Below are 21858 nucleotides of genomic sequence, written 5' to 3'. Positions count from 1 at the left end.
CACCGAATGCCGGTGCCCTTGCCTTTTAGTCGACCAACGGACTGAGTGCCTGTAGCAGCGGGTCCAGATGTTTGTTTACCTGTTGATATACCTGCTGATTCAACTGATTGTAGAACTGATGGTTAGCCATATTCGGTGCAAAACTGTCCCCCATTCGTACCAGCTTCTGCGCGGCCTGCTCGTAATCGCTAAAGACATTCACCGCCATTCCGGCGTTGATGGCACAGCCCACCGCTGCCGAACCTTTCATCACGTTACGGCTGGTGGGGATGCCAAACACGTCGGCAAAGATCTGCATAAACAGATCGCTGTTGGCCCCGCCGCCGGAAATAATCAGGTGCTTGAACGGGGTTTGCAGCTCCAGCGCCATCTTGTCCATATGGTTTTTCATGGTGAAGGCAATGCCCTCCAGCACCGAACGGTACATATGGGCACGGGTATGGCGGCCATCGAAGCCAAACATGGCCCCTTTACGGAATTCCGCTTCAGACGGTGGTGCCCAATCGTGGACGGTGATCAGGCCTTCACAACCCGCAGGAACGCGCTCTGCTTCCTGATTCAGTAACTCCTCAATGCTGGTCCCGGCGTCATGGGCATCCGACAGTGCGGCTGCGCCAAACTGATCGCGGAACCAACTGATGGTCCACATGCCACGGCGCACGCCCATGCACTCATACAGGTAGCGCCCTGGGATAGAAGCCTGGAAGGGCCAGAAGTTTTGCGCGTCCTTCACGTTGGCATGGCCGTGTACCATGGCCCCGATATAGGTGCCGAGGGAAATCAGCGCAACGCCTTCATCTAGTGAACCGGCTCCCAGCGCTTCCACCGCTTTGTCATGTGCGGTAGCTACCACCGGAATACCTGCGGGGATGCCAAGCTGTTGCGCCACCTGCTGAGTGATGTGGCCGAGGATTTCACCGGGTTTCACCACGTCCAGCACCATGTCGCGCGTCAGATTGCAGCTTTGCCAGGCGGCGGGATCGGTGCTCCAATCGAGGCGGTCATTGTCCATCGGCCACCAACCGATGTAGTTGGCGCAGGTGTCTTTGAACTCACCGGTCAGGCGATGAGTGATGTAACCCGAAGTTGTCGTTACATAACGCACGCCCTGATAGGCATCGATATATTCGTAAGGCTTGTTCAGGCGTTTGTCCATCCAGTTAATCACCGGATAGGCCAGCTCACCGTTATCCTTCAACAGCACCCGGCAGCAGCGTACGATGCAAATGCCCATCGCCAGAATGTCCTGCGGCTTGCCACCACGTTCGCCAAAACGCTGCATGGCGCGGCGGAAAGCCACCTTAAGCGAATCCCACAGATCGTCGTCTGGGTGTTCCGCCAGCAGAGGGGCCGGGATATCCATCTTGCGTAACTGCTGTTTCCCTTCGCAAATTGCGTTGCCGCCCAGATCAAAAATCACCACTTTGGCGCTCTGGGTGCCCACGTCCACACCCATCAGGTACTTGCTCTTCATGTCGCAACTCCTTGAGATAATTATTCGGTGGCCGGCTGTGTTGTTGTGCTTTTGGCGCCGGCGCGCTTGATGTTGTTAAACAGCAGGAAGGTGAACACCACGACCAGGCAGGTTGCCCCTAACCCCATCAGCCACATATTGTGATAGGCCTCGGCGGCGGGCAGCGTGTCCTGCCAATGGCCGATAACCGGGTAAACAAACACGTCGGGCAGGAAGCCGATCACCGAGCAGATCCCCACGGTGGTGCCCATAATGTATTTTGGCGTTCTGGCTTCGCCGATACAGGCGAAATAAAGCCCGCGTGAGGCGTAGCAGGTGAAGGCCAGCAACAGGATCAGGCCAATCCCCACGGCGACCGAGGTCGGGTTCTGGTTGGTGATCAGCAAGACGGCCAGGGTGGCCAAGCTGACTAACGCCAGCAACTGAATGGCCCGCGTTGGCGATTTCAGCCGGGTGTAGGTGGTGATGATCCCACCGAGTGGCCCGCACATGGCCCGGAAGATTTTGTTGATCACAATCCCCATATAGCTGGCGGCGACCAGGGTCATACCGTACATTTCGGTCAGGTAGTTGGTGGAGTAGCTGAGGATGGCGTAGATGGTATAGACACCAAAGATGATCATGCTGCAATACCAGGTGGTGCTGATTTTGAGCACCGAGAGAATATCCCCCAGGCTGAATTTATGCGGTTTTTCGCTCTCGTCACTGGTGACAAAGCCATCTGTGACAAAGAACCAACAGAGCATGCCCAACAGGATATATACGCCGCTGTAGATCAGGATCACTGCCTTCAGGCTGTTGGGGTTTTCCGGCGCAAACAGCGAGAAGATCCACATGGTGAATACGGCCAGGGCCATCACACCCACACCACGTAGCCCCTCCATCCAACCCATGATTTTTCCCTGCTCTTCATGGTTGCCGAGCAGCGAGGCCGCCTTGATCGAGACTGACCACAGCAGCAGGATGGTGGTGATAGCGAAGGCAACCTGGATCAGGATCATCACCCAGAAGGGCGGATAGACCGCCATCAGCAACCCCAGCAGGCCGGTGGCGATCATCGCGAAGGTCATCATCTTTCTATGGGAGAATTTATCGGCAATGATCCCACTAGGGGCATACAGAATAATTGCGGTGATACCGAAGGTGCTCATAATCAAGCCGATCTCGGTATTGGAGAACCCCATAAACTTGGCCATTGGGATTTGGTAAATATAACGCAGATAGGCGAGATCGAAACTTACTCCGCCGCTGATACTTATTATTGCCAGCGTTAACCAACGGTGGGAATTATTTTTTTCCATGGTGAAGTTCCGCATAAATACACCCATTAATGGTTAATGTTTGGTGTGCTTCCCGTCTTTTAACCGTTATTGGGTACATCGCGTTAAACAAAAAAAGAGAAAAGCAAGCTTCCCGCAGTGCAGGAAGTTACTTTTCTCTTCGTCTCTTTCAGTAACTGCGATAATAAATAGCACGGCAACCTATAATTCATCTGTGAGAGTTATCACAAAACTGAAGTAGGGAACATTAGGTGGGATCTGATCGCGTAGTAATTCACCGAGTTACTGCGAAATAAATAAATTTTAATGTCAATTCGACCCGGTAAAAAATGAAACTGTGATAGGTGTCACGGAATAACCTTGACCCTATGTGTTATTTTTTTTGCCAGTTACTAGAGATGAAGAGAAAAGTAACTTCTCTGCCAAGTGCAGGGAGGTTGCTTTTCTCTTTTTTTTTGCGTTTTTTCCAGACCAAGGGGCAAAATCATGTCAATAAACGCGTTAAATGAGTTCTCGTTAGATTTCTTCTCGCTAAAAGGCAAAACCGCGATCGTCACCGGTGGCAACAGCGGTCTGGGACAGGCATTTGCCATGGCGTTGGCCAAAGCCGGTGCCAACCTGTTCATTCCAAGCTTTATCATGGATAAGGGCCAAACCCGCGAAATGATTGAGCAGCAAGGGGTGAAAGTTGAGTTTATGCAGGTGGACATTACTGAGAAAGGCGCGCCTGCCAGAGTGATTGCCCAGTGTCTGGAGACCTTCGGTTCGGTGGACATTCTGGTGAACAACGCCGGTATCTGTAAGCTGAATAAGGTGCTGGATTTTGGCCGCGCAGACTGGGATCCGATGATCGATATCAACCTGACCGCTGCCTTTGAATTGAGCTATGAAGCGGCAAAAATCATGATCCCGAAAAAGCAGGGGAAAATAATTAATATCTGTTCCCTGTTCTCTTATCTGGGCGGCCAATGGTCACCGGCTTATTCGGCCACTAAGCATGCGTTGGCAGGTTTTACCAAGGCCTATTGCGATGAATTAGGGCAATACAATATACAGGTGAATGGCATTGCACCGGGCTATTATGCGACAGATATTACGGTCGAAACGCGTAAAAATCCAGAAACGAATAAGCGTGTTCTTGACCATATTCCAGCTAATCGTTGGGGTGAAACGCAGGATCTGATGGGGGCGATGGTATTTTTAGCCAGTCGAGCCTCTGATTATGTTAATGGCCATTTATTGGTTGTCGATGGTGGTTATTTGGTTCGCTAAATTAATGGGTGGTTCCTTTTAATTTTACTTAAGCCGATTTTATCTATTCTTAATTTAGGAAGGGTTATTTATGTCTCTGTCCCGTGAAGAAATTGTTGTTCAGTTAAAAGAACTTGTTGGCCCAGAGCGGGTGATTACCGACGAAAAAGTGCTGCAGAAAAACAGCGTAGACCGTTTCCGAAAATATGCTGATATTCATGGCGTGTTTACCCAGCCACTGCCTGCCGCCGTGGTTAAATTGGCCGACACTCAGCAAGTGTCCGATGTGTTGGCGTTTATGAATAAGCACGGCATTACTGGCGTACCGCGCACCGGGGCTTCGGCCACCGAGGGCGGGCTGGAAACGGTAGTGAAGAATTCCGTGGTGCTGGATGGCTCGGGAATGAATAAGGTCATCAACATTGATATCCGCAATATGCAGGCTACGGCACAGTGCGGCGTACCGCTGGAAGTGTTGGAAAATCAATTGCGTGCCCAGGGTTATACGACCGGTCACTCTCCGCAGTCCAAACCGTTGGCCCAGATGGGCGGCCTGGTGGCAACACGCAGTATCGGCCAGTTCTCTACGCTGTACGGCGCGATCGAAGACATGGTGGTTGGGCTGGAAGCGGTATTCCCGAACGGCAACATCACCCGGATTAAAAACGTGCCACGCCGGGCCGCAGGCCCGGATATCCGCCATGTGATTATCGGTAACGAAGGGGCGTTGTGCTTTATCACCGAAGTGACGGTGAAAATCTTCAAATACATGCCGGAAAACAACCTGTTCTACGGTTACATCCTCGATAACATGCCAACCGGTTTCGATATCCTGCGGGAAGTGATGGTTGAAGGCTATCGTCCTTCCATTGCCCGTTTGTATGACGCAGAAGACGGGACCCAGCATTTTACCCACTTTGCCGAAGGCAAATGCGTACTGATCTTTATGGCCGAAGGGGCCAAAGGGATTGCGCAGGCGACCGGCGCGGGGATTGATGAGATCGTTAAACGCTATCCGGAATGTAAAAAGGTCGACAGCAAGCTGATTGAAGCCTGGTTCAACAATCTGAACTGGGGCCCGGAAAAAGTGGCGGCGGAACGTGTACAGATCATGAAGACCAACAATATGGGCTTCACTACCGAGGTTTCCGGCGACTGGGGCTGTATCAATGCGATTTACGAGAATGTGATCCGCCGCATCCGCGATGAGTTCCCACATGCCGGTGATATCACTATGCTGGGCGGCCACTCGTCACACAGCTACATCAACGGCACCAACATGTACTTTGTGTATGACTACAACGTGGTGGACTGCAAGCCTGAAGAAGAGATCGACAAGTATCACAATCCACTGAATAAAATCATCGTGGAGGAGACCATCAAGCAGGGCGGTTCGATGGTGCATCACCACGGCATCGGCAAACACCGCGTGCACTGGACCAAGGATGAACACGGCAGTGCCTACTACATCCTCAAGGCGCTGAAAGAGGTGTACGACCCGAATGGCATCATGAACACCGGCACCATTTATCCGATTGAAAAATAACAATCCTATCTGGCCCGGCTTGCCGGGCCTTTCGCACAGTCATTGGGGGGTAACGATGACAACACGGCTGCCTCGGCAAGTGCGCATGGATGATATTCCGCTTAACGCTTTTCACTGCAAAATGGCGGGGTTAACCTTTGGCGCTCACCTCACCGATGGCTATGTATTGGGAGTGATCGGCTTTGCGTTGGCCCAGCTCAAGCCGCAGATGGGGCTGACGCCGTTTTGGGAAGGAATGATCGGCAGCTCGGCACTGATTGGCCTGTTCCTTGGCAGCCTGGTATTGGGTTGGGTTTCCGACCATATTGGCCGTCAGAAAATTTTCAGCTTCAGTTTTGTCATCATCACGTTGGCTTCCGTGATGCAATTTTTCGCCACTACGCCGGAACAGCTGTTCTGGCTACGGGTATTGGTCGGGATCGGGCTAGGGGGCGATTACGCCGTAGGCCATACCATGCTGGCCGAGTTTGCTCCGCGTAAGCATCGTGGCATCCTGCTGGGTTCCTTTAGCGTGATCTGGACGTTAGGCTACGTCGCCGCCGGATTTGCTGGCCATTTCCTTGCCGATCTGGGGCCGGAGTCCTGGCGCTGGCTGTTGGCCTCAAGCGCGGTGCCTGCGTTATTGATTATGCTATTACGCATTGGAACGCCAGAGTCGCCACGTTGGCTGATGCGCAAAGGGCGCATCGCCGAGGCTCATCTGGTGGTGCAGCGCTGCTTTGGTCCACATGTGATCCTTAATGACGAAATTCCGGTCGAAACCGCACGTCATATACACACCTTATTTTCGCCGCGTTACTGGCGACGCACCGCGTTCAACAGCCTGTTTTTTGTCTGTCTGGTGATCCCTTATTTCGCTATCTATACCTTCCTGCCTTCTATCCTTACCTCCCTGGGGCAGAACCAAAGCTTTGCTACCGACCTGCTGCTCAATGGCCTGCTGATGGTGGGGGCCTTGATGGGGATTGGCTTTACCCAATGGCTACCGCGTCGTCGCTTCCTGATCGGTGCGTTCTGGATCCTGGCTGCCAGCCTGGGGGCATTGGCCTTTGTGCCGCCGGGGCAGGGGATGATGCTGTTGCTGTTTGCCATCTTTACGCTGACGATTTCGGCGGTCAGTAATCTGGTTGGGGTGTTCCCGGCAGAAAGTTTCCCAACCGATATTCGTTCACTGGGGGTGGGTTTTGCCACTTCAATGAGCCGGTTTGGTTCGGCCATCGGCACCGCTTTGCTGCCGCTGTCGATGCTTTCGTTGGGGCTGCAAGGCACCATGCTGATCCTGACGGGCGTATTGGTACTGGGGGCGGTGGTCTCAATCATGTGGGCACCGGAAACCAAGGATATGACGCTGGTGGGCGCCTCCTCGGTAAAGCCGTTAATCGCCCACTGACAGGAGAAACGGATGAACCTGCTGTTGGCGATTAAGGTCGCACCGGATCTGGGCATGTTGGCAAAAAGCGATTGGCAACCCGATGAGCGGTTGCAGATTGATACCCGATTTGCCCGGCGTCTGTTAAGCGGCTATGACGAAAGCGCGGCGGAAATGGTGCTGATGCTACGTGATGAGAGGGAACTTAACCTGAGCGTCTTGACGGTGGCCGATGCTATGGCCGAACCGGCGCTGAAACAACTGATGGCGCTGGAATATCAGCAGGCGGTACGCATTGAGCCTCCTGCGGAGTGGGATCTGCGTTTTAACCCTGCAACGGTTGCCGCCCTAATCGCGGCCTATCAGCAGCATATGGGATCCCAACAGGTGATCGTCATGGGGGCGCAAAGCCTGGAAGGGCAAAATAGCCAAACGCCTTTGCTGTTGGCAGAACGCCTCGGCTGGCCCTGTATCACCGGCGTTTGCCAATTAGCTGCGGCAGAAGAAGTGAGGGCCTTACGGGTTACTCGGCAAACGGATTACGGGCAGGAGGTGATGACGGTGATGCCTCCTTTAGTGCTGGTGGTGGGGAACTCGCAACAGGCGAGTGCGTTACGCGTTCCTACGTTAAAGCAGAAGCTGGCGGCGGGTAAACGGCAGGTCCAACGTCTGTCACCCACCGACCTGGCAATAGCGGAGCAACCCGTCAGTGATGTGCAATTGTGTGGCTTAAGCTATGTGGAGCATCGTCGCGCCGGGGTAGTGATTGAGGGGGACAGCGTGGAGCAGAAAGTGCAGCGGTTGTGCCAGGATTATCTCGGTGAACGGTGGCCATGATGAATATTGCACTGATATTGGATGCGGATGCCCCCAACTTTCCAACGCAGGCCAGCCAGATTAATCAGTTCTTGCGGCTGAGCGAGCTTGCTGCAGAGAGCCTGGAGCTCTGGCTATTCAGCGATGAGGTGCCACAGAGTCTGCCACGCCTGGACGGCGAGGTGGCTCAAATACGTTGGGTTAGCGCTCCCCGGCTGGCAGAGACGCGATTAGCGGTATTGGAGCAGATGCGGCAAGCTTTCGCACCGCGATTACTGCTGTTTGCTGGCGATGAAGGTGGCGAGTTGGCCACGCGTCTGGCCTGCCGGAGTGGCGGTTCTGCCTGTTGTGCGGTGGAACAGGCGCAAATTAACGGCAGTGAATGCCGGGTAACCAAAGCCGTCTATGGCAACAATCTCACCGCCGAACTGGCGATGGTACGGGAACCTTGGTGCCTGAGCGTGGCCCGAAGCAGTGCGGTAAACGTTGAAATAGTGCCAGGCCCGGTGGCAGCCAGACGCTTTGAGCCAGCCAATATACCCGATGCCGAGTGGATACTGGCCTCGGCGTGTTCACCGCAACCCGCAGCGTCACCGCTGAGCCGGGCGCGCTATGTACTGGCCATCGGGGAAGGGGTTGGCAGTGTCCAGCAGGTTGTCCAGATGCAGCAGTTAGCGACCAACATGGGCGCAGAGTTGGCCGCCAGCAGGCCGGTAGTGATGAACGCCTGGTGCGAGATGGATCGCTTGCTGGGCATGTCCGGTGCCATCATTGCTCCCGAAGTGTGCATTGCTGCTGGGGTTTCTGGTGCTCCGGCGTTCGCCATCGGTATTCGCCATAGCAAGCTGATTGTGGCGATCAACCAGGATCCACAGGCGGCCATTTTTGCCCAGGCTGACGTAGGAATTGTGGGTGATATGCACGAGGTGCTAGAGGCTCTGGCCAACGCCCTTTAACCGAAGCGGAACTCAATCCCGTTGCCCGCCTGCGGATAGCGCCAACGGGTGATGGTTTCTTCCCCACATAGCAGGCGGCAGGTACCGCATTCCAGGCAACCCTGTACGTCGAAACGCAGGCTGCCATCCGGCTGGAACTGGTACAGCCCGGCGGGGCAGGCGATCACCAAACGCATCAGCATCGTACGATCCTGTGCATCGGCCAGGATGATGTGTGGATCGGCGTGATCCCCCTGATAATGGTTGTGGCTGAGATCGGGCTGGTTCATAGGCTGCGCATTCCATTGACGGTATCTTTCAGTAATTGCTTCAGGCCGATGCGGCGCGCGTGGCGCCATAGTAGCTTACGCAACGGCGTAGGGGCATTTCCATTGACCTCAAACATCTCTTGCAGCACGTCGGCTGCCAACTGCGGGTAACGGCTAAACCAATGGGGAGATTGCAACATCATCTCCGGCAGACGCCGATACTGCTGGACCAGCGCCCAGAGCGAACTTCGCCGTAACCGTAGGGGATAATGCTGCAACTCTTGCCCGGAAATCAAGGTTTCCGCTGCTGCCTGTGCCGATAGCATTGCCAGATCCATACCTCGCACGGTATGCCCGGTATTGATACATAACCGGGCTGCATCGCCGACCAGCAGATAGCCAGGGCCAAACAGCGGTGGCATGCTTTCCGCTCCCCCTTCGGGGATCAGATGGGCGCTGTACTCCCGTAACTCGGTATTTTTCAGCAATGGCCGCACGGCAGGGTGCTGTTTGAACTGTTGCAGCATCTGCGGCAGGGCGATTTTACTTTCTGTGAGGCTGGAAAGATTGCACACCACGCCGAGCGACAGGCTATCGCGGTTGGTATACAGGAAACCCCCGCCGATTTTCCCTTGCGTGGGCTGGCCAGCGAACAGCCAGGCGCAACCTTGGTTATTCTCCAGTGCGAAACGCTCTTCCAACCGTTCGCGCGGCAGTGCCAACAGCTCTTTCACGCCGATCGCCATCGTTGCTGCTGGTGGCTTTGGCTGCAATCCTGCATGCTCGCCAAGCAGCGTATTGGCCCCTTCTGCCAGGATCACCGTATTGGCGTATAACGCTTCACCCGCCGTCATAACGCCGACCACCCGGCCTTGCTGCACGATCAGTTCATCGACCTGTGTTCCGGTCAGGCATTGCGCCCCGGCGGCCTCCGCCTGCGCCATCAGCCAGGGATCGAAACGGGCGCGCAGCAGGCTGTAGGAACAGGGCAAGGTATGGCGATAATCGAGTGTCACCGCGCTATTGCCGCTCACCATTGAGAGTCTTTCTTGGGTGATATGACGTTCCAGAGGGGCGGTAGCGGCAAAATTCGGCAGCAGATTGGCCAGGACATGGGAGTATAACCTGCCACCGCTAACGTTTTTACTGCCCGCCTGAGTACCCCGCTCCAGTAACAAAGTACTGATGCCCGCGCGTGCCAATAATAGCGCTGCAGTGCAGCCCGCAACGCCGCCGCCAACGATAATGGCTGCAAAACCAGGGTGTTCCATCAGCTCTGTTTACCAAGGGTTGAAGTGTGACGATTAGAATAACACTCGTCTGTCAGAGTTCATTGATATTGCACAGTTTTTGCGCGTTTGTGGCCAATTTTCGCCCGAGGGCAACCAAATTAGGCTACAATTGGAAACTGTTATATTCCGGGTAGTTGCATCATTTCGCTATCGTAATGATTGATAGCTCCCCCTCTGGATATTCCTTCTTGATAGCAATAAGCGATTTGCCGCTGTCCTGCTTAACTGGCGTCTGGCAGGCGGGATAGCCTGTGGTGCCTGCCGGGCGTCAATGGAGTGAGCCTTCCGTGTTGACCCTTCTTAATCTGCTTTCCGCCATTGCCATGCTGGTATGGGGAACTCACATCGTTCGTACCGGCATTATGCGGGTCTATGGTGCCAATTTGCGCCAGGTTCTGAGCAGCAGCATAGAGAAAAAACCGCTGGCTTTTGTGGCAGGTATTGGCGTAACCGCGTTGGTGCAAAGTAGTAATGCGACGGCGTTGCTGGTTTCTTCTTTTGTGGCTCAAGGGCTGGTGGGTCTTGGGCCTGCGCTGGTGATTATGCTGGGGGCCGATGTTGGCACGGCGATCATGGCGCGGGTGCTGACGTTCAATCTCTCCTGGCTTTCGCCGCTGCTGATTTTTGTCGGCGTGATTTTATTCCTTAGCCGCAAGCAAACCCGCGTAGGCCAGATGGGGCGCGTCGCTATTGGTCTTGGCCTGATTGTATTGGCGCTGGAACTGATTGTGGCCGCCGCTACGCCGATCACCCAGGGCTATGGCGTCAAAGTGATTTTCTCGTCATTGACCGGCGATGTGATGCTTGACGCGCTGATCGGTGCCCTGTTTGCCATTATCAGCTATTCCAGCCTGGCAGCGGTGTTGTTAACCGCGACGTTGACCGCCTCGGGCGTGATTTCTCTACAGGTGGCGCTGTGCCTGGTGATTGGTGCCAACCTGGGCAGCGGCCTGTTGGTGATGTTGAACACCAGCGGCCAGAATGCCGCAGGACGTCGCGTGGCGCTGGGTAGCCTGTTGTTCAAACTGTTGGGCAGTGCGCTGGTGCTGCCGTTTGTTTCCCTGATTGCGCACGGTATTGAGCGGCTGCCTGGTAATGCAGAAGAGTTGGTGATCTATTTCCACATGTTCTACAACCTGGTGCGTTGTCTGCTACAGGTGCCGTTGTCAGGGCCGATGGCGCGCCTGTGCGAAACGTGGATCGTCGATGCTCCTACGGAAGATCCCCGTTTGCGGCCACGCCACCTCGACGTCAGTGCCCTGGATACGCCAAGTTTGGCACTGGCTAATGCGGCGCGCGAAACCCTGCGGATGGGGGACGTAATAGAACATATGATGATCCTGCACCATGAGGTATTGCATGGTAAGCGCATCCAGGCCAAAGAAGTTCGCCGTCTGGACGATGACGTTCACGTGTTGTATACCGCCATCAAACTCTACCTGGCGCAGATCCAGAAGGAAGACCTGGGAGAGGCGGATTCGCGCCGTTGGGCAGAGATCATCGAAATGGCCCTCAACCTGGAGCAGGCTGGCGATATTATCGAACGTATGGCTAGTGACGTGGCGGATCAATCACATGGCGCGCGCAGTTCGTTCTCCGCCGAAGGCCTGGCCGAACTGGACCAACTGCATGAAAAGTTGACTGACAATCTGCGCCTTAGCCTGTCGGTGTTTCTCTCCGGTGATATCACCAGTGCCAAGCGGTTACGCCGCTCCAAGCACCGTTTCCGCATTCTGGATCGTCGTTATGCCCATGCGCACGTCGATCGCCTGCATCAGCAAAACGTGCAAAGTATCGAAACCAGCTCGCTGCATCTGGCGTTGTTGGGGGATATGAAGCGGCTTAACTCACTGTTCTGCGCGGTGGCCTATAACGCGCTTGATCAGGATGAGAAAGACGATGACCGTGACTGGGAGGAAAGTCCTAGAACGCCATAGTGAATGAAGGGCCGTTAATGGCCCTCAGATTGATGACAAAGTCGACCGTAGGGGCGCCGCATGCTACGCCCCTTGTGAGCCTGTTTGCTATTAATCCTGTTTCTTGATCGGGCGACCTGACCAGTAACCTGCCAGCAGTGAGCCGGAGAGGTTGTGCCACACCGAGAACAATGCACCCGGCAGCGCGGCCAGTGGTGAGAAGTAGATCTTGCCCAGCGTTGCCGCCAGTCCGGAGTTTTGCATACCGACTTCAATGGCCAGCGTACGGCAGGTGGACTCATCGAACCCAAACAGTTTCCCACCCCAGTAGCCGCTCAATAACCCAATCCCGTTATGCAGGATCACCGCAATAATCACCACAAAGCCTACCGAGGCAATATGACTCTGGCTACCCGCGACCACCGCACTGATGATCGCCACAATACACACCATCGACAGGGCTGGTAGATAGGGTTCAACCCGCTTGACGGTTTTGGTGAAGCTGTGGTGGACGATCAGGCCCAGCCCAATCGGGATCACCACGATCTGCAGAATGCTGAATAACATCCCCATGATATCCACGCTGATTTTTGCATCGACATACAGGCGTGTCAGCAGTGGGGTGGCAAAGACACCAACCAGCGTAGAAACGGCCGAAATGGTCACTGACAGGGCGACATCGCCTTTAGCCAGATAGATCATCACGTTGGAGGCGGTGCCGCTGGCTACGCTGCCTACCAGCACCATACCGGCGGAGAGATCCGGCGGCATACGGAACAGCATCGCCAGCAGCCAGGCGGCCAGCGGCATAATCAGGTAATGCAGGAAGATCCCCGCCGCTACCGGACCGGGACGCGACAGAACACGCTTGAAGTCATCCAGGCGCAGGGTGACGCCCATGGCAAACATGATCAGCATCAGCAGCGTACTGACGTAAGGGCTGATACCGGTAAAGGTCGACGGGGTGTAGTAGGCCGCAATGGACAGCAGCACGGCCCATAATGGGAATAAGCGTGTGATTTTTGCCAGCATGAGAGGGGTTATCCTTTGCCAATATTGAACGGGTGTGTGTTGTGGTGGGCCCAGTGCGCTGGGCCTCTGTAGATTCAGTTCAGGCCAATCGATCTCCCCTCACCCGGCCCTCTCCCGATATGGCGTCCAGGGATGCCTGTTGTACTGTGGTGGGGAGAGGGGGCTACAGGTAGGTGCAGATATTAACCTGTGGCACGTTCAGTCCCCTCTCCCTGTGGAAGAGGGGTAGGGTGAGGGGCTTACTCAAACAGATTGTGATGCAGCGTTTGTACCACGCGCTCCGCATCATCGCCCGGCACCAGGAAGCACAGGTTATAGCTGCTGGCTCCGTAACAGATCATGCGGATATTGAACGGATCCAGCACGCCGAACACCTCTTTACCGACGCCGCAGGCCTGTGACAGCTTGTTGCCGATCAGGGCGACCAGGGCCAGATTTTCTTCCACTTCCACCCGGCACAGCGAGGACAGTTCGGTGAGCAGAGAGGTGGTTAACAGGCTGCCGCCAGTGGTGGTGGAACCGGTGGTATCCATGGTCAATGCCACGCTGACTTCAGAAGTAGTGATCAGATCGACCGAGATATTATGCCGGGCCAGAATGTTGAACACCTCGGCCAGGAAGCCGCGTGCATGCAACATGTTCAGGCTGTGCAGCGTCAGCAGGGTTTGCTTGCGGCGTAAGGCCAGCGCGCGGAATAGCGGCGGGTTTTCCGTGGTATTGCACACCAGCGTGCCACCCGCGGCAGGATCTTTGCTTGAGCCGACAAAGACCGGGATGTTGCTGCGCACGGCAGGTAGCAGAGTGGCCGGGTGCAGCACTTTGGCACCGAAGGTGGCCATTTCCGCCGCTTCTTCAAAGGCAATTTTATCGATACGTTTGGCGGCAGGCACCACCCGTGGGTCGGTGGTATAAATACCCGGAACATCAGTCCAGATATCCACGCGGCTGACGTTTAATGCTTCACCCAGCAGGGCCGCAGTAAAGTCACTGCCACCACGGCCCAGCGTAGTGGTACGGCCTTTGGGTTCACAGCCGATAAAGCCCTGGGTGATCACCAACGCCTGTTGCAGGCGCGGCTTCAACAGGGTTTGAGCCAACTCGGTCAGCGCGGCGCTGTCCGGTACGGCGCGGCCGAAATGGTCGTCGGTACGCATCACTTTACGCACATCGAACCATTCTGCCTGTACCTTACGATCGCGCAGAATTTCCACAAACAGCAGGGTAGACATCAGCTCGCCATGGCTAACCAGTTCATCGGTCAGTGCGGCTGAGGTGGCCAGCGCAGCGGCTTCCGACAGCGTGGTGATATTTTCCAGCATGCGGTCGATTTCTTCGCGAACCACCATCGGGTTATCGAGGCGATCGAGAATGGCGTATTGAATGCGGCGGATTTCGGCCAGTTGTTCGTTGCGCTTGTCGGTGTCGCAGCCTTCGGCCAGGGCCACCAACAGGTTGGTGATACCGGCAGAGGCGGACAGAACTACCAAGCGGACATCGGGATTGGAAAGAACCACGTCGGCGCTGCGGTTCATCGCCTCGAAATCGGCCACGCTGGTGCCGCCGAATTTGGCAACTACGGTTGCGTTTTGGGGTGCTGCTTGAGTCATGTAAAACCTCGTGTCAGGGACGCCATTCAAATTGGCATTTAATTTCCATAAGCCTTGGCACAAGGGAAGAGCGGTAAACAGGGAGCAGGCGTAGAGGTTGAGGCTACGATACACCCAGAAGCGCCCCACCTTGCTGACTGCTCATTCAGAGCAGCCCATGGTGACAACTCAGGGGATTCAGCCCCTGTAGCCGACGTGATGGTTGCCGTAAGCATCTCGCCTCGGCGTCGCTCCCCCTCCAGTGCCGTCATCGGATAATGGCTCCTCTGACACTCTACCTGGGCGACGCGCCTCTTCTGGCTTGCACAGTGGATGTGCAAGTAGGCTGTTAGGAATAACGGGTTTATTGGCTACTGTCAACGGGAAGACGCTGAGGGATTTTCATCTGCGCTCAGCGGGGAGCAGAGCGACCGAATATTGCGGACTGCGCATCAAGAGAAAAGCGTGGTGAGAGGGACGTTTCAGCGTTGTGATAACAGGCTGTTAGGTGAAATATCAGCAGATTGTTGTGGAAAGGTAAAAATGGGGTGCGGCGGTCTGAGAGTTAACGCCTATCGCAAGAAAAGAGATCATAATCACAGGCGAACAGGCTACAATCGGTCCATCACCTCATATTCATTCTCAAGCATAAGAGCGCCGCTATGAAAAATATCAATCCTAGTCAAACCGCTGCTTGGCAAGCCCTGCAGCAACATTTCGAACAAATCAAAGACGTCCAGATCCGTGACCTGTTTGCTCAGGATAGTGAGCGTTTCTCCAAGTTCTCTGCCACTTTCAACGATCAGATGCTGGTGGATTACTCCAAAAACCGCATCACCGCAGAAACCCTGGAGAAGCTGCAGGCGCTGGCGAAAGAAACTGACCTGCAAAGCGCGATCAAATCGATGTTCTCCGGTGAGAAAATCAACCGTACGGAAGATCGTGCCGTGCTGCATGTTGCCCTGCGTAACCGCAGCAACACGCCAATCATTGTTGATGGCAAGGACGTGATGCCAGAAGTCAATGCGGTGCTGGCGAAGATGAAACAGTTCTGCGACCGTGTTATCGGTGGTGACTGGAAAGGTTACACCGGCAAACCGATTACCGACGTGGTCAACATCGGCATCGGCGGCTCAGATCTCGGCCCTTATATGGCAACCGAAGCGCTGCGCCCCTATAAAAACCACCTGAACATGCACTTTGTTTCCAACGTAGACGGCACCCATATCGCCGAAACGCTAAAACCGTTGGATCCGGCGACTACGCTGTTCCTGGTGGCGTCTAAAACCTTCACGACTCAGGAAACCATGACCAACGCCCACAGCGCGCGCGACTGGTTCCTGAACACCGCTGGCGATCAGCAGCACGTCGCGAAACACTTCGCCGCGCTGTCTACCAACGGTAAAGCGGTGGCCGAGTTTGGTATCGACACCGACAATATGTTCGAATTCTGGGACTGGGTGGGGGGCCGTTACTCTCTGTGGTCGGCAATCGGCCTGTCTATCGCGCTGTCTTTGGGCTTTGAAAACTTCGAGCAGTTGCTGAGCGGCGCGCATGAGATGGACAAGCACTTTGCCCAGACGCCTGCCGAGCAAAACCTGCCGGTGCTGTTGGCGCTGATCGGTATCTGGTACAACAATTTCTTCGGCGCAGAGACCGAAGCGATCCTGCCGTACGACCAGTATATGCACCGTTTTGCCGCTTATTTCCAACAGGGCAACATGGAGTCTAATGGCAAATACGTTGACCGTAACGGCAATCCGGTAGATTACCAGACCGGCCCGATTATCTGGGGTGAACCAGGCACCAACGGCCAACATGCGTTCTATCAGTTGATCCATCAGGGGACCAAGCTGGTGCCTTGCGACTTTATCGCTCCGGCCATCAGCCATAATCCGCTGAGCGACCACCATGCCAAACTGCTGTCGAACTTCTTCGCACAGACAGAAGCGCTGGCGTTCGGTAAATCTCTGGACGTGGTTGAGGAAGAGTTCGCCGCACAGGGTAAAACGCCGGAAGAGGTCAAGCACGTTGCCCCATTCAAAGTGTTTGAAGGCAACCGCCCAACCAACTCCATCCTGCTGCGTGAGATCACCCCGTTCAGCCTGGGTAGCCTGATTGCCCTGTATGAGCACAAGATCTTCACCCAGGGCGCGATCCTCAATATCTTCACCTTCGACCAATGGGGCGTAGAGCTGGGTAAACAGCTGGCTAACCGTATTCTGCCGGAACTGGCGGGTAAAGAAGCGGTGACCAGCCACGACACCTCAACCAACGGTTTGATCAATCGCTTTAAAGCCTGGCGTTAAGTTGCTCTGAATAGCCGCCAATAAAAAACCCGCCGCGGCGGGTTTTTTGATATCTGTAGGGATCACAGATTGATTGGTACTGCCATGCTGACACCGGCACCCACGTCATCGGCGGTGCTGTTGTTGTTATCGGTGTACCACAGGCTGGTATCAAACTTCACTTGTGAAGCGAAGTTATAACCCCAACCCAACTGAATGCCTTTCAGCGTGTCAGATTTCGGGAATGCCTGGTTGATGCTCTGGTTCAGCGGGTTCACCTTGGCATACACCAGGCGAGTGCTCCAGCGCTGGCCATCGTCCAGCACCAGTTCGACACGGCCGGACAGCATTTGCCCGTCACCGCCCATAGCGTGACCCAGCGGGTAACCCTGCTGGTAGTAACCGTCTTTATAGGTGTAGTGGTTATACACGTAACCCTTACGGCTCATATCGGCGCGGGTATCAGCCCCTTCGATATACCAGTTGATAACGGTTGGGCCCCACTCTGGGTGACCTTCCAGGCCGAGCAGGTAGGTGTTTTGTGATGGCAGGTAGCCGGCTTCATCTTCCCCCACCAACTGGCCATACAGGCTGACCGGCATACCGATCAACGGCTGCATTTTCAGCTTGAAGTCGAAACCGGCAAGCTGGTTGCCCGGATCGTTACCTTGGCCGGAGTCGTCGTTATCGCGGCCAGCAAAGGCGTCCCAGAATGAGCTGAAGGATTGCGGACGACCATCGCCACCCCACTGCATAATGCGTGAGGCACCCAGTTCCAGGAAGTCGGTTGGCATCATGGTCAGACGGCCACCGATCAGTTTGGTGTTAGGTACTGCGGTATATTGTGACAGTTGACCTGCGGTGAGCTGATATTGCCAACGACCAATCCAGGACAGCCAAGGTGTTTCAAACGGGGATTGATCGGCACGTTGCAGCATAAAGCCAGCCACCGGGCGTGCCGCGTCGGAACGGATCAGGCTGCCGTCATAGCCAGGACCCCACCATTGAGAGACTTCACCGAATGACAGCCACTGGTTCCACACTTTGATGGCACCGTATGAGCCGTTCAGGTTGAATTTGGAACCATCGGAGACGCGCTGATCGCCTTCCACGGCACCTTGCAGACGCACGTCCCAGAACTCACCGTTGGCGCCAGCGCCGATGGTCAGGCTGCTGTCGGCATAGTGACTCTGACCGAAGCCCTGCGGCGTGCCAGGCTTGTCGGTAGAGGTATAACCGGTGACGGTAATATTGGCTTTTAAGTCACCCACCCGGCGCTGTACGCGGTCAATGACGGTTTTTTCTGTGTTGGTCACCGGCTTGGCTTGCGCCAGCACCGAGTTGATCTCTTCCTGGCTTAGCGGCCAGGTAGACAGGCTGACGTTAATCACACCGCGATCGGATAACCAGGCGAGGTCATTGCGCAGATCGTTATCAGGAGTCACCAGTCCGCCGGCGTAGCTGGCAAACGAACAGGTGAAAAGGCCTGCCGCGACCAGTGCGTGGAGTTTAGCTCGCATGAAAGTTCCTTTCTAGATTACGGGAATTTAGAGGCATAATGCCTGAGACTGCGCCCATGATAGAGGACATTTCAATTTGCTACAAATATATACAAGCGTAATCAATTCATGCAACTGATTGAAAATAGGGTGGTTCGCCTGAAGATAAACCCTCAGGGCAACTTTAGGAAAAAGCCCATTAGGCATTTCTGCACTTATAACTGGCCGAACGACGGGAGAAGTCATGGCAAAAACATCACGATCATTGATGATCGCAAAAGGGCTACAGCGGGTACTAAACGTGGGGTTGCTGCTATTGGCGGCGATTCTGGTAGTTTTTTTGGTCAAAGAAACCTTTCATTTGGCGAAAGTATTATTCGTCAGTAACGAGGAGTCTTCTTCGTACCAGCTGATTGAGGGGATCGTGATTTATTTCCTCTACTTCGAATTTATTGCCTTGATTGTTAAATACTTTGAGTCGGGCTATCACTTCCCGCTACGCTACTTTATCTATATTGGCATCACCGCGATTATTCGTTTGATCATCGTTGATCATGAGAACCCTTTCGACACGCTGGTTTATTCCGGCGCCATATTATTACTGGTGGTGACCTTGTATCTGGCCAATACCGATCGGCTGAAGCGGGAGTAACCATAAAAATGGCGGCCCAGCGAAGGCCGCCAAAGACACAGTTCATAGAGAGAAACAAAGTACATCAAACGTATTGCAGTGGCATAAATTAACCTTTCACCCCTCCCGCCGTCAGGCCACCGACCAACCAGCGCTGCGCCAGCAGGAATACTGCAGTGATCGGAATGGCGGACAACACCGCTGCGGCGGCAAAGTCACCCCATAGATAGTTCTGCGGATTCAGATATTGCTGCATGCCGACGGCCAGCGTGTAGCTGTTTACGTCGCGTAACAACAGTGAAGCTACTGGCACCTCGGTGATTGCCGCGATAAACGACAGAATAAACACCACCGCCAGGATCGGGACTGAAAGGGGCAGCAGCACCAGGCGGAACGCTTGCCAAGGCGTGGCACCGTCCAGGGCGGCGGCTTCTTCCAACGAGTTATCGATGGTTTCGAAGTAGCCTTTAATGGTCCAGACGTGCAGCGCAATACCGCCCATATAGGCGAATATCACACCGCCATGGGTATTGAGGCCGATAAACGGAATGTACTGCCCCAGACGATCGAACAGGGCATACAGTGCAACCAAAGACAGCACTGCCGGGAACATCTGGAAGATCAGCATGCTTTTCAGCAGGGTACTTTTGCCACGAAAACGCATGCGGGCAAAGGCGTAGGCACAGGTGGTAGAGAGCGTCACGATCCCCACTGCGGTGATCGCCGCGACTTTAATCGAGTTCCACAGCCATAACAGTACAGGGAAAGGCGGTGGAGTGACGCTGCCATCCGCCTGGGTAACGCTCATCCCTAGCGCCAGCCGCCAGTGATCCCAAGAGATTTGATCCGGGATCAGACTGCCGGTGGCAAAGTTACCGGAGCGTAGCGAAATCGCCACCACCATCAGCAACGGGAACATGATCAGGGCAATAAAGCTCAGCATCAGAATATGGGTGATCCACAGGCGTACGCGCTGGGATTTGGGTTGCACCATGGCCATTGTCGTTCTCCCTTAGTCAAAGTTCATTTTGCTGGCTTTCAGGTTCAGGATCGCCAGTGCGCCAACCAACAGGAAAATCAGCGTGGCAATGGCCGCCGCCAGCCCGAAGTCCTGACCCCCACCGCCTTCAAACGCGATGCGATAGGTGTAGCTCACCAACAGATCGGTATAGCCGGCCGGTGTGGTGGTGCCGATCATGTCTGGTCCGCCGCGGGTCAGCAGTTGGATTAGCACGAAGTTGTTAAAGTTGAAGGCAAAGCTGGCAATCATCAGCGGCGTCAACGGCTTGATCAGCAGCGGCAGGGTGATACGGAAAAAATTCTGCATCGGGCTGGCGCCGTCCATTGCCGAGGCTTCATACAGATCGTCGGGAATGGCTTTCAGCAGGCCCATACACAGGATCATCATGTACGGATAACCCAGCCAGGTATTGACGACCAGGATCATGCTTTTGGCGGTGAGTGGATCGGTGAACCAGGCCGGTTTAATGCCGAACAGCGCGTTGAGCATCAGGTTGATTTCACCGAAGCTCTGGTTAAATAACCCTTTGAAAATCAGAATGGAAATAAACGAAGGCACCGCGTAGGGCAGGATCAGTAATACCCGATACACCGCTTTGCCTTTCAGCGCTTCCCACTGCACCACGCAGGCCAGCACCATGCCTACGGCCACGGTGAGGATCACGGTCATCACCGAGAAAATAATGGTCCAGACAAAGATGGAGATAAACGGCTTCTGGATGCCTTCATCGTTGAGCACCCGTAAGAAGTTTTTCCAGCCGATGGTGACGGTATAACCCGGGCTGAGGGTGTCGGTCGCCCAATGGCCCTCGGCGTTAACGGCCTGATAAAAACCGATCTCCGGGTTAGGGCGATATTGTACCTGGGTCTGGTTATCGGTCAGCGTGCTGCCGTCTTTGGCTAGCGTGTACAACGGGCTGGTGCCGGAGAACTGGCGCAGGGAGCTCATGCGCAACTCGCCACCTTCTGGCAGGATGGCAACAATCTGGCTCAGCGTCTGGCGATTCTGGGTGATCACGCGCAGCGTAGCGCGCTCACCGGCGGGTTCAGCGCTTTCAACCGCCAATTTCAACGTTTGTGGCTCACTGGCGTTGAGGCTAAACGGCGCGGATATCAGTAGTTGGCCGCTATCTGGATGAGTTAACTGCAAACGCCACTGTTGGTTTTCTGCCGGATACAGTCCAAAGGTGAAGGTTTTACCGGTCTGGAATTGGCGTTGCATCAGCACCGACTGAGCGCGTTCGAAGGTCAGCTGGTTGGTGCTACTGTAGTTGGTAAAGGCGATGGCGATGGTGCAAATCAGCGGGAACAGGACGAACAGCCCCATTCCGGCGACGCCAGGATAGACGTAGCGCCAGGCATAGGCACGGCGGTTGGCGAACACGTAGAGCCCGGCACTGACCAACACCAGCGTCAGGATGGCGAACAGATATTCTCCCTGTGCATACATCACCACAATCAGATAGCAGGTTACCAGGCTGAACAGGCCGACAATCAGCCATTTCAGTATGTCACTCTGCCACCACTTCGATTTTTTTCGCGCGGGTGTTCCGGCGTGAGCAAGTTGCATAGGGCTTTCCTTTCAGGTGTTACCGCGAGAGGCCAACGGCCTCTCACACAGCAGGGCAAAGGCGGGCATCACAGCCCGCCAATG

The 21858-nt window shown here is 54.9% G+C and carries 17 protein-coding genes and 1 riboswitch; of the genes, 8 read left to right on the top strand and 9 right to left on the bottom strand.

Translation table 11 applies throughout. The features are described 5' to 3' along the window. Nucleotides 1-25 precede the first annotated feature (25 nt). Complete coding sequence (locus JHD74_RS10635; protein WP_199062692.1) at nt 26-1474, bottom strand: FGGY-family carbohydrate kinase; 1449 nt, start codon at nt 1472-1474, stop codon at nt 26-28. Between the two features lie 20 nt (nt 1475-1494). Continuing rightward, complete coding sequence (locus JHD74_RS10630; protein WP_024528033.1) at nt 1495-2775, bottom strand: nitrate/nitrite transporter; 1281 nt, start codon at nt 2773-2775, stop codon at nt 1495-1497. Between the two features lie 465 nt (nt 2776-3240). Between JHD74_RS10630 and JHD74_RS10625 the strand changes: the two genes are divergently transcribed. The 5 genes from JHD74_RS10625 to JHD74_RS10605 all read left to right on the top strand — a co-directional run bounded on the left by JHD74_RS10625 (nt 3241) and on the right by JHD74_RS10605 (nt 8692). Next, complete coding sequence (locus JHD74_RS10625) at nt 3241-4026, top strand: SDR family oxidoreductase (RefSeq protein ID WP_199062691.1); 786 nt, start codon at nt 3241-3243, stop codon at nt 4024-4026. Nucleotides 4027-4096: 70 nt separating this feature from the next. After that, nucleotides 4097-5551, top strand: coding sequence for an FAD-binding oxidoreductase (locus JHD74_RS10620; RefSeq protein ID WP_059199043.1), 1455 nt, complete (start codon nt 4097-4099; stop codon nt 5549-5551). A gap of 55 nt (nt 5552-5606) precedes the next feature. Continuing rightward, nucleotides 5607-6941, top strand: coding sequence for an MFS transporter (locus JHD74_RS10615; protein ID WP_199062690.1), 1335 nt, complete (start codon nt 5607-5609; stop codon nt 6939-6941). Nucleotides 6942-6953: 12 nt separating this feature from the next. After that, nucleotides 6954-7757, top strand: a complete 804-nt coding sequence (locus tag JHD74_RS10610) for a hypothetical protein (RefSeq protein ID WP_199062689.1) — start codon at nt 6954-6956, stop codon at nt 7755-7757. Further along, on the top strand, nt 7754-8692 hold the full coding sequence (locus JHD74_RS10605; RefSeq protein ID WP_199062688.1) for an electron transfer flavoprotein subunit alpha/FixB family protein: 939 nt from the start codon (nt 7754-7756) through the stop codon (nt 8690-8692). Before JHD74_RS10610 ends, JHD74_RS10605 begins: the two co-directional genes overlap by 4 nt. On the opposite strand, the gene JHD74_RS10600 is transcribed toward JHD74_RS10605, so the two are convergent. Further along, entirely contained in the window at nt 8689-8961 is a 273-nt protein-coding gene (locus tag JHD74_RS10600; protein ID WP_024528027.1) for a 4Fe-4S dicluster domain-containing protein, read from the bottom strand. The two genes, JHD74_RS10605 and JHD74_RS10600, sit on opposite strands and share 4 nt — an antisense overlap. Continuing rightward, nucleotides 8958-10211, bottom strand: coding sequence for an FAD-dependent oxidoreductase (locus JHD74_RS10595; protein WP_199062687.1), 1254 nt, complete (start codon nt 10209-10211; stop codon nt 8958-8960). The genes JHD74_RS10600 and JHD74_RS10595 overlap by 4 nt, the downstream gene beginning before the upstream one ends. A gap of 308 nt (nt 10212-10519) precedes the next feature. Between JHD74_RS10595 and JHD74_RS10590 the strand changes: the two genes are divergently transcribed. After that, the gene (locus tag JHD74_RS10590) at nt 10520-12169 is read left to right on the top strand and encodes a Na/Pi cotransporter family protein (protein ID WP_024528025.1); all 1650 of its coding nucleotides are present in this window, start codon (nt 10520-10522) and stop codon (nt 12167-12169) included. A gap of 90 nt (nt 12170-12259) precedes the next feature. Here JHD74_RS10590 and panS read toward each other — a convergent pair whose 3' ends face one another. Then, nucleotides 12260-13180: a ketopantoate/pantoate/pantothenate transporter PanS gene (gene panS / locus JHD74_RS10585; RefSeq protein ID WP_024528024.1), complete on the bottom strand. Its 921-nt coding sequence runs from the start codon at nt 13178-13180 to the stop codon at nt 12260-12262. 239 nt (nt 13181-13419) lie between these two features. After that, the gene (lysC, locus tag JHD74_RS10580; RefSeq protein ID WP_024528023.1) at nt 13420-14787 is read right to left on the bottom strand and encodes a lysine-sensitive aspartokinase 3; all 1368 of its coding nucleotides are present in this window, start codon (nt 14785-14787) and stop codon (nt 13420-13422) included. Between the two features lie 110 nt (nt 14788-14897). Next, nucleotides 14898-15091: riboswitch (Lysine riboswitch) on the bottom strand. Between the two features lie 337 nt (nt 15092-15428). On the opposite strand from lysC, the gene pgi reads away from it, so the two are divergent. Continuing rightward, nucleotides 15429-17075: a glucose-6-phosphate isomerase gene (pgi, locus tag JHD74_RS10575; RefSeq protein WP_065684838.1), complete on the top strand. Its 1647-nt coding sequence runs from the start codon at nt 15429-15431 to the stop codon at nt 17073-17075. 62 nt (nt 17076-17137) lie between these two features. On the opposite strand, the gene JHD74_RS10570 is transcribed toward pgi, so the two are convergent. After that, on the bottom strand, nt 17138-18574 hold the full coding sequence (locus JHD74_RS10570; protein WP_199062686.1) for a capsule assembly Wzi family protein: 1437 nt from the start codon (nt 18572-18574) through the stop codon (nt 17138-17140). 223 nt (nt 18575-18797) lie between these two features. Between JHD74_RS10570 and psiE the strand changes: the two genes are divergently transcribed. Further along, nucleotides 18798-19205 carry a phosphate-starvation-inducible protein PsiE gene (gene psiE, locus JHD74_RS10565; protein WP_021180827.1) on the top strand — a complete coding sequence of 136 codons (408 nt, stop codon included), beginning with the start codon at nt 18798-18800 and terminating at the stop codon, nt 19203-19205. Nucleotides 19206-19293: 88 nt separating this feature from the next. On the opposite strand, the gene malG is transcribed toward psiE, so the two are convergent. Then, a complete protein-coding gene (gene malG / locus JHD74_RS10560) occupies nt 19294-20184 on the bottom strand; it encodes a maltose ABC transporter permease MalG (protein WP_024528020.1) in 891 nt (296 codons plus the stop codon). A 12-nt stretch (nt 20185-20196) separates the two neighbouring features. Next, nucleotides 20197-21774: a maltose ABC transporter permease MalF gene (malF, locus tag JHD74_RS10555; protein WP_024528019.1), complete on the bottom strand. Its 1578-nt coding sequence runs from the start codon at nt 21772-21774 to the stop codon at nt 20197-20199. Nucleotides 21775-21858 lie beyond the last annotated feature (84 nt).

The organism is Serratia sp. ASV30 (assembly GCF_016428815.1).
Classification (GTDB): Bacteria; Pseudomonadota; Gammaproteobacteria; order Enterobacterales; family Enterobacteriaceae; genus Chania; species Chania fonticola_C.
The sequence above is the reverse complement of the archived record's forward strand: the minus strand, read 5'-3'. Positions and strand labels throughout refer to the sequence as shown.

What these genes read in the sequence shown, in the direction of transcription:
- JHD74_RS10635 (WP_199062692.1), bottom strand. Translation starts at nt 1,474, where the DNA reads ATGAAGAGCAAGTACCTGATGGGTGTGGACGTGGGCACCCAGAGCGCC.
- JHD74_RS10630 (WP_024528033.1), bottom strand. Translation starts at nt 2,775, where the DNA reads ATGGAAAAAAATAATTCCCACCGTTGGTTAACGCTGGCAATAATAAGT.
- JHD74_RS10625 (WP_199062691.1), top strand. Translation starts at nt 3,241, where the DNA reads ATGTCAATAAACGCGTTAAATGAGTTCTCGTTAGATTTCTTCTCGCTA.
- JHD74_RS10620 (WP_059199043.1), top strand. Translation starts at nt 4,097, where the DNA reads ATGTCTCTGTCCCGTGAAGAAATTGTTGTTCAGTTAAAAGAACTTGTT.
- JHD74_RS10615 (WP_199062690.1), top strand. Translation starts at nt 5,607, where the DNA reads ATGACAACACGGCTGCCTCGGCAAGTGCGCATGGATGATATTCCGCTT.
- JHD74_RS10610 (WP_199062689.1), top strand. Translation starts at nt 6,954, where the DNA reads ATGAACCTGCTGTTGGCGATTAAGGTCGCACCGGATCTGGGCATGTTG.
- JHD74_RS10605 (WP_199062688.1), top strand. Translation starts at nt 7,754, where the DNA reads ATGATGAATATTGCACTGATATTGGATGCGGATGCCCCCAACTTTCCA.
- JHD74_RS10600 (WP_024528027.1), bottom strand. Translation starts at nt 8,961, where the DNA reads ATGAACCAGCCCGATCTCAGCCACAACCATTATCAGGGGGATCACGCC.
- JHD74_RS10595 (WP_199062687.1), bottom strand. Translation starts at nt 10,211, where the DNA reads ATGGAACACCCTGGTTTTGCAGCCATTATCGTTGGCGGCGGCGTTGCG.
- panS (WP_024528024.1), bottom strand. Translation starts at nt 13,180, where the DNA reads ATGCTGGCAAAAATCACACGCTTATTCCCATTATGGGCCGTGCTGCTG.
- lysC (WP_024528023.1), bottom strand. Translation starts at nt 14,787, where the DNA reads ATGACTCAAGCAGCACCCCAAAACGCAACCGTAGTTGCCAAATTCGGC.
- pgi (WP_065684838.1), top strand. Translation starts at nt 15,429, where the DNA reads ATGAAAAATATCAATCCTAGTCAAACCGCTGCTTGGCAAGCCCTGCAG.
- JHD74_RS10570 (WP_199062686.1), bottom strand. Translation starts at nt 18,574, where the DNA reads ATGCGAGCTAAACTCCACGCACTGGTCGCGGCAGGCCTTTTCACCTGT.
- psiE (WP_021180827.1), top strand. Translation starts at nt 18,798, where the DNA reads ATGGCAAAAACATCACGATCATTGATGATCGCAAAAGGGCTACAGCGG.
- malG (WP_024528020.1), bottom strand. Translation starts at nt 20,184, where the DNA reads ATGGCCATGGTGCAACCCAAATCCCAGCGCGTACGCCTGTGGATCACC.
- malF (WP_024528019.1), bottom strand. Translation starts at nt 21,774, where the DNA reads ATGCAACTTGCTCACGCCGGAACACCCGCGCGAAAAAAATCGAAGTGG.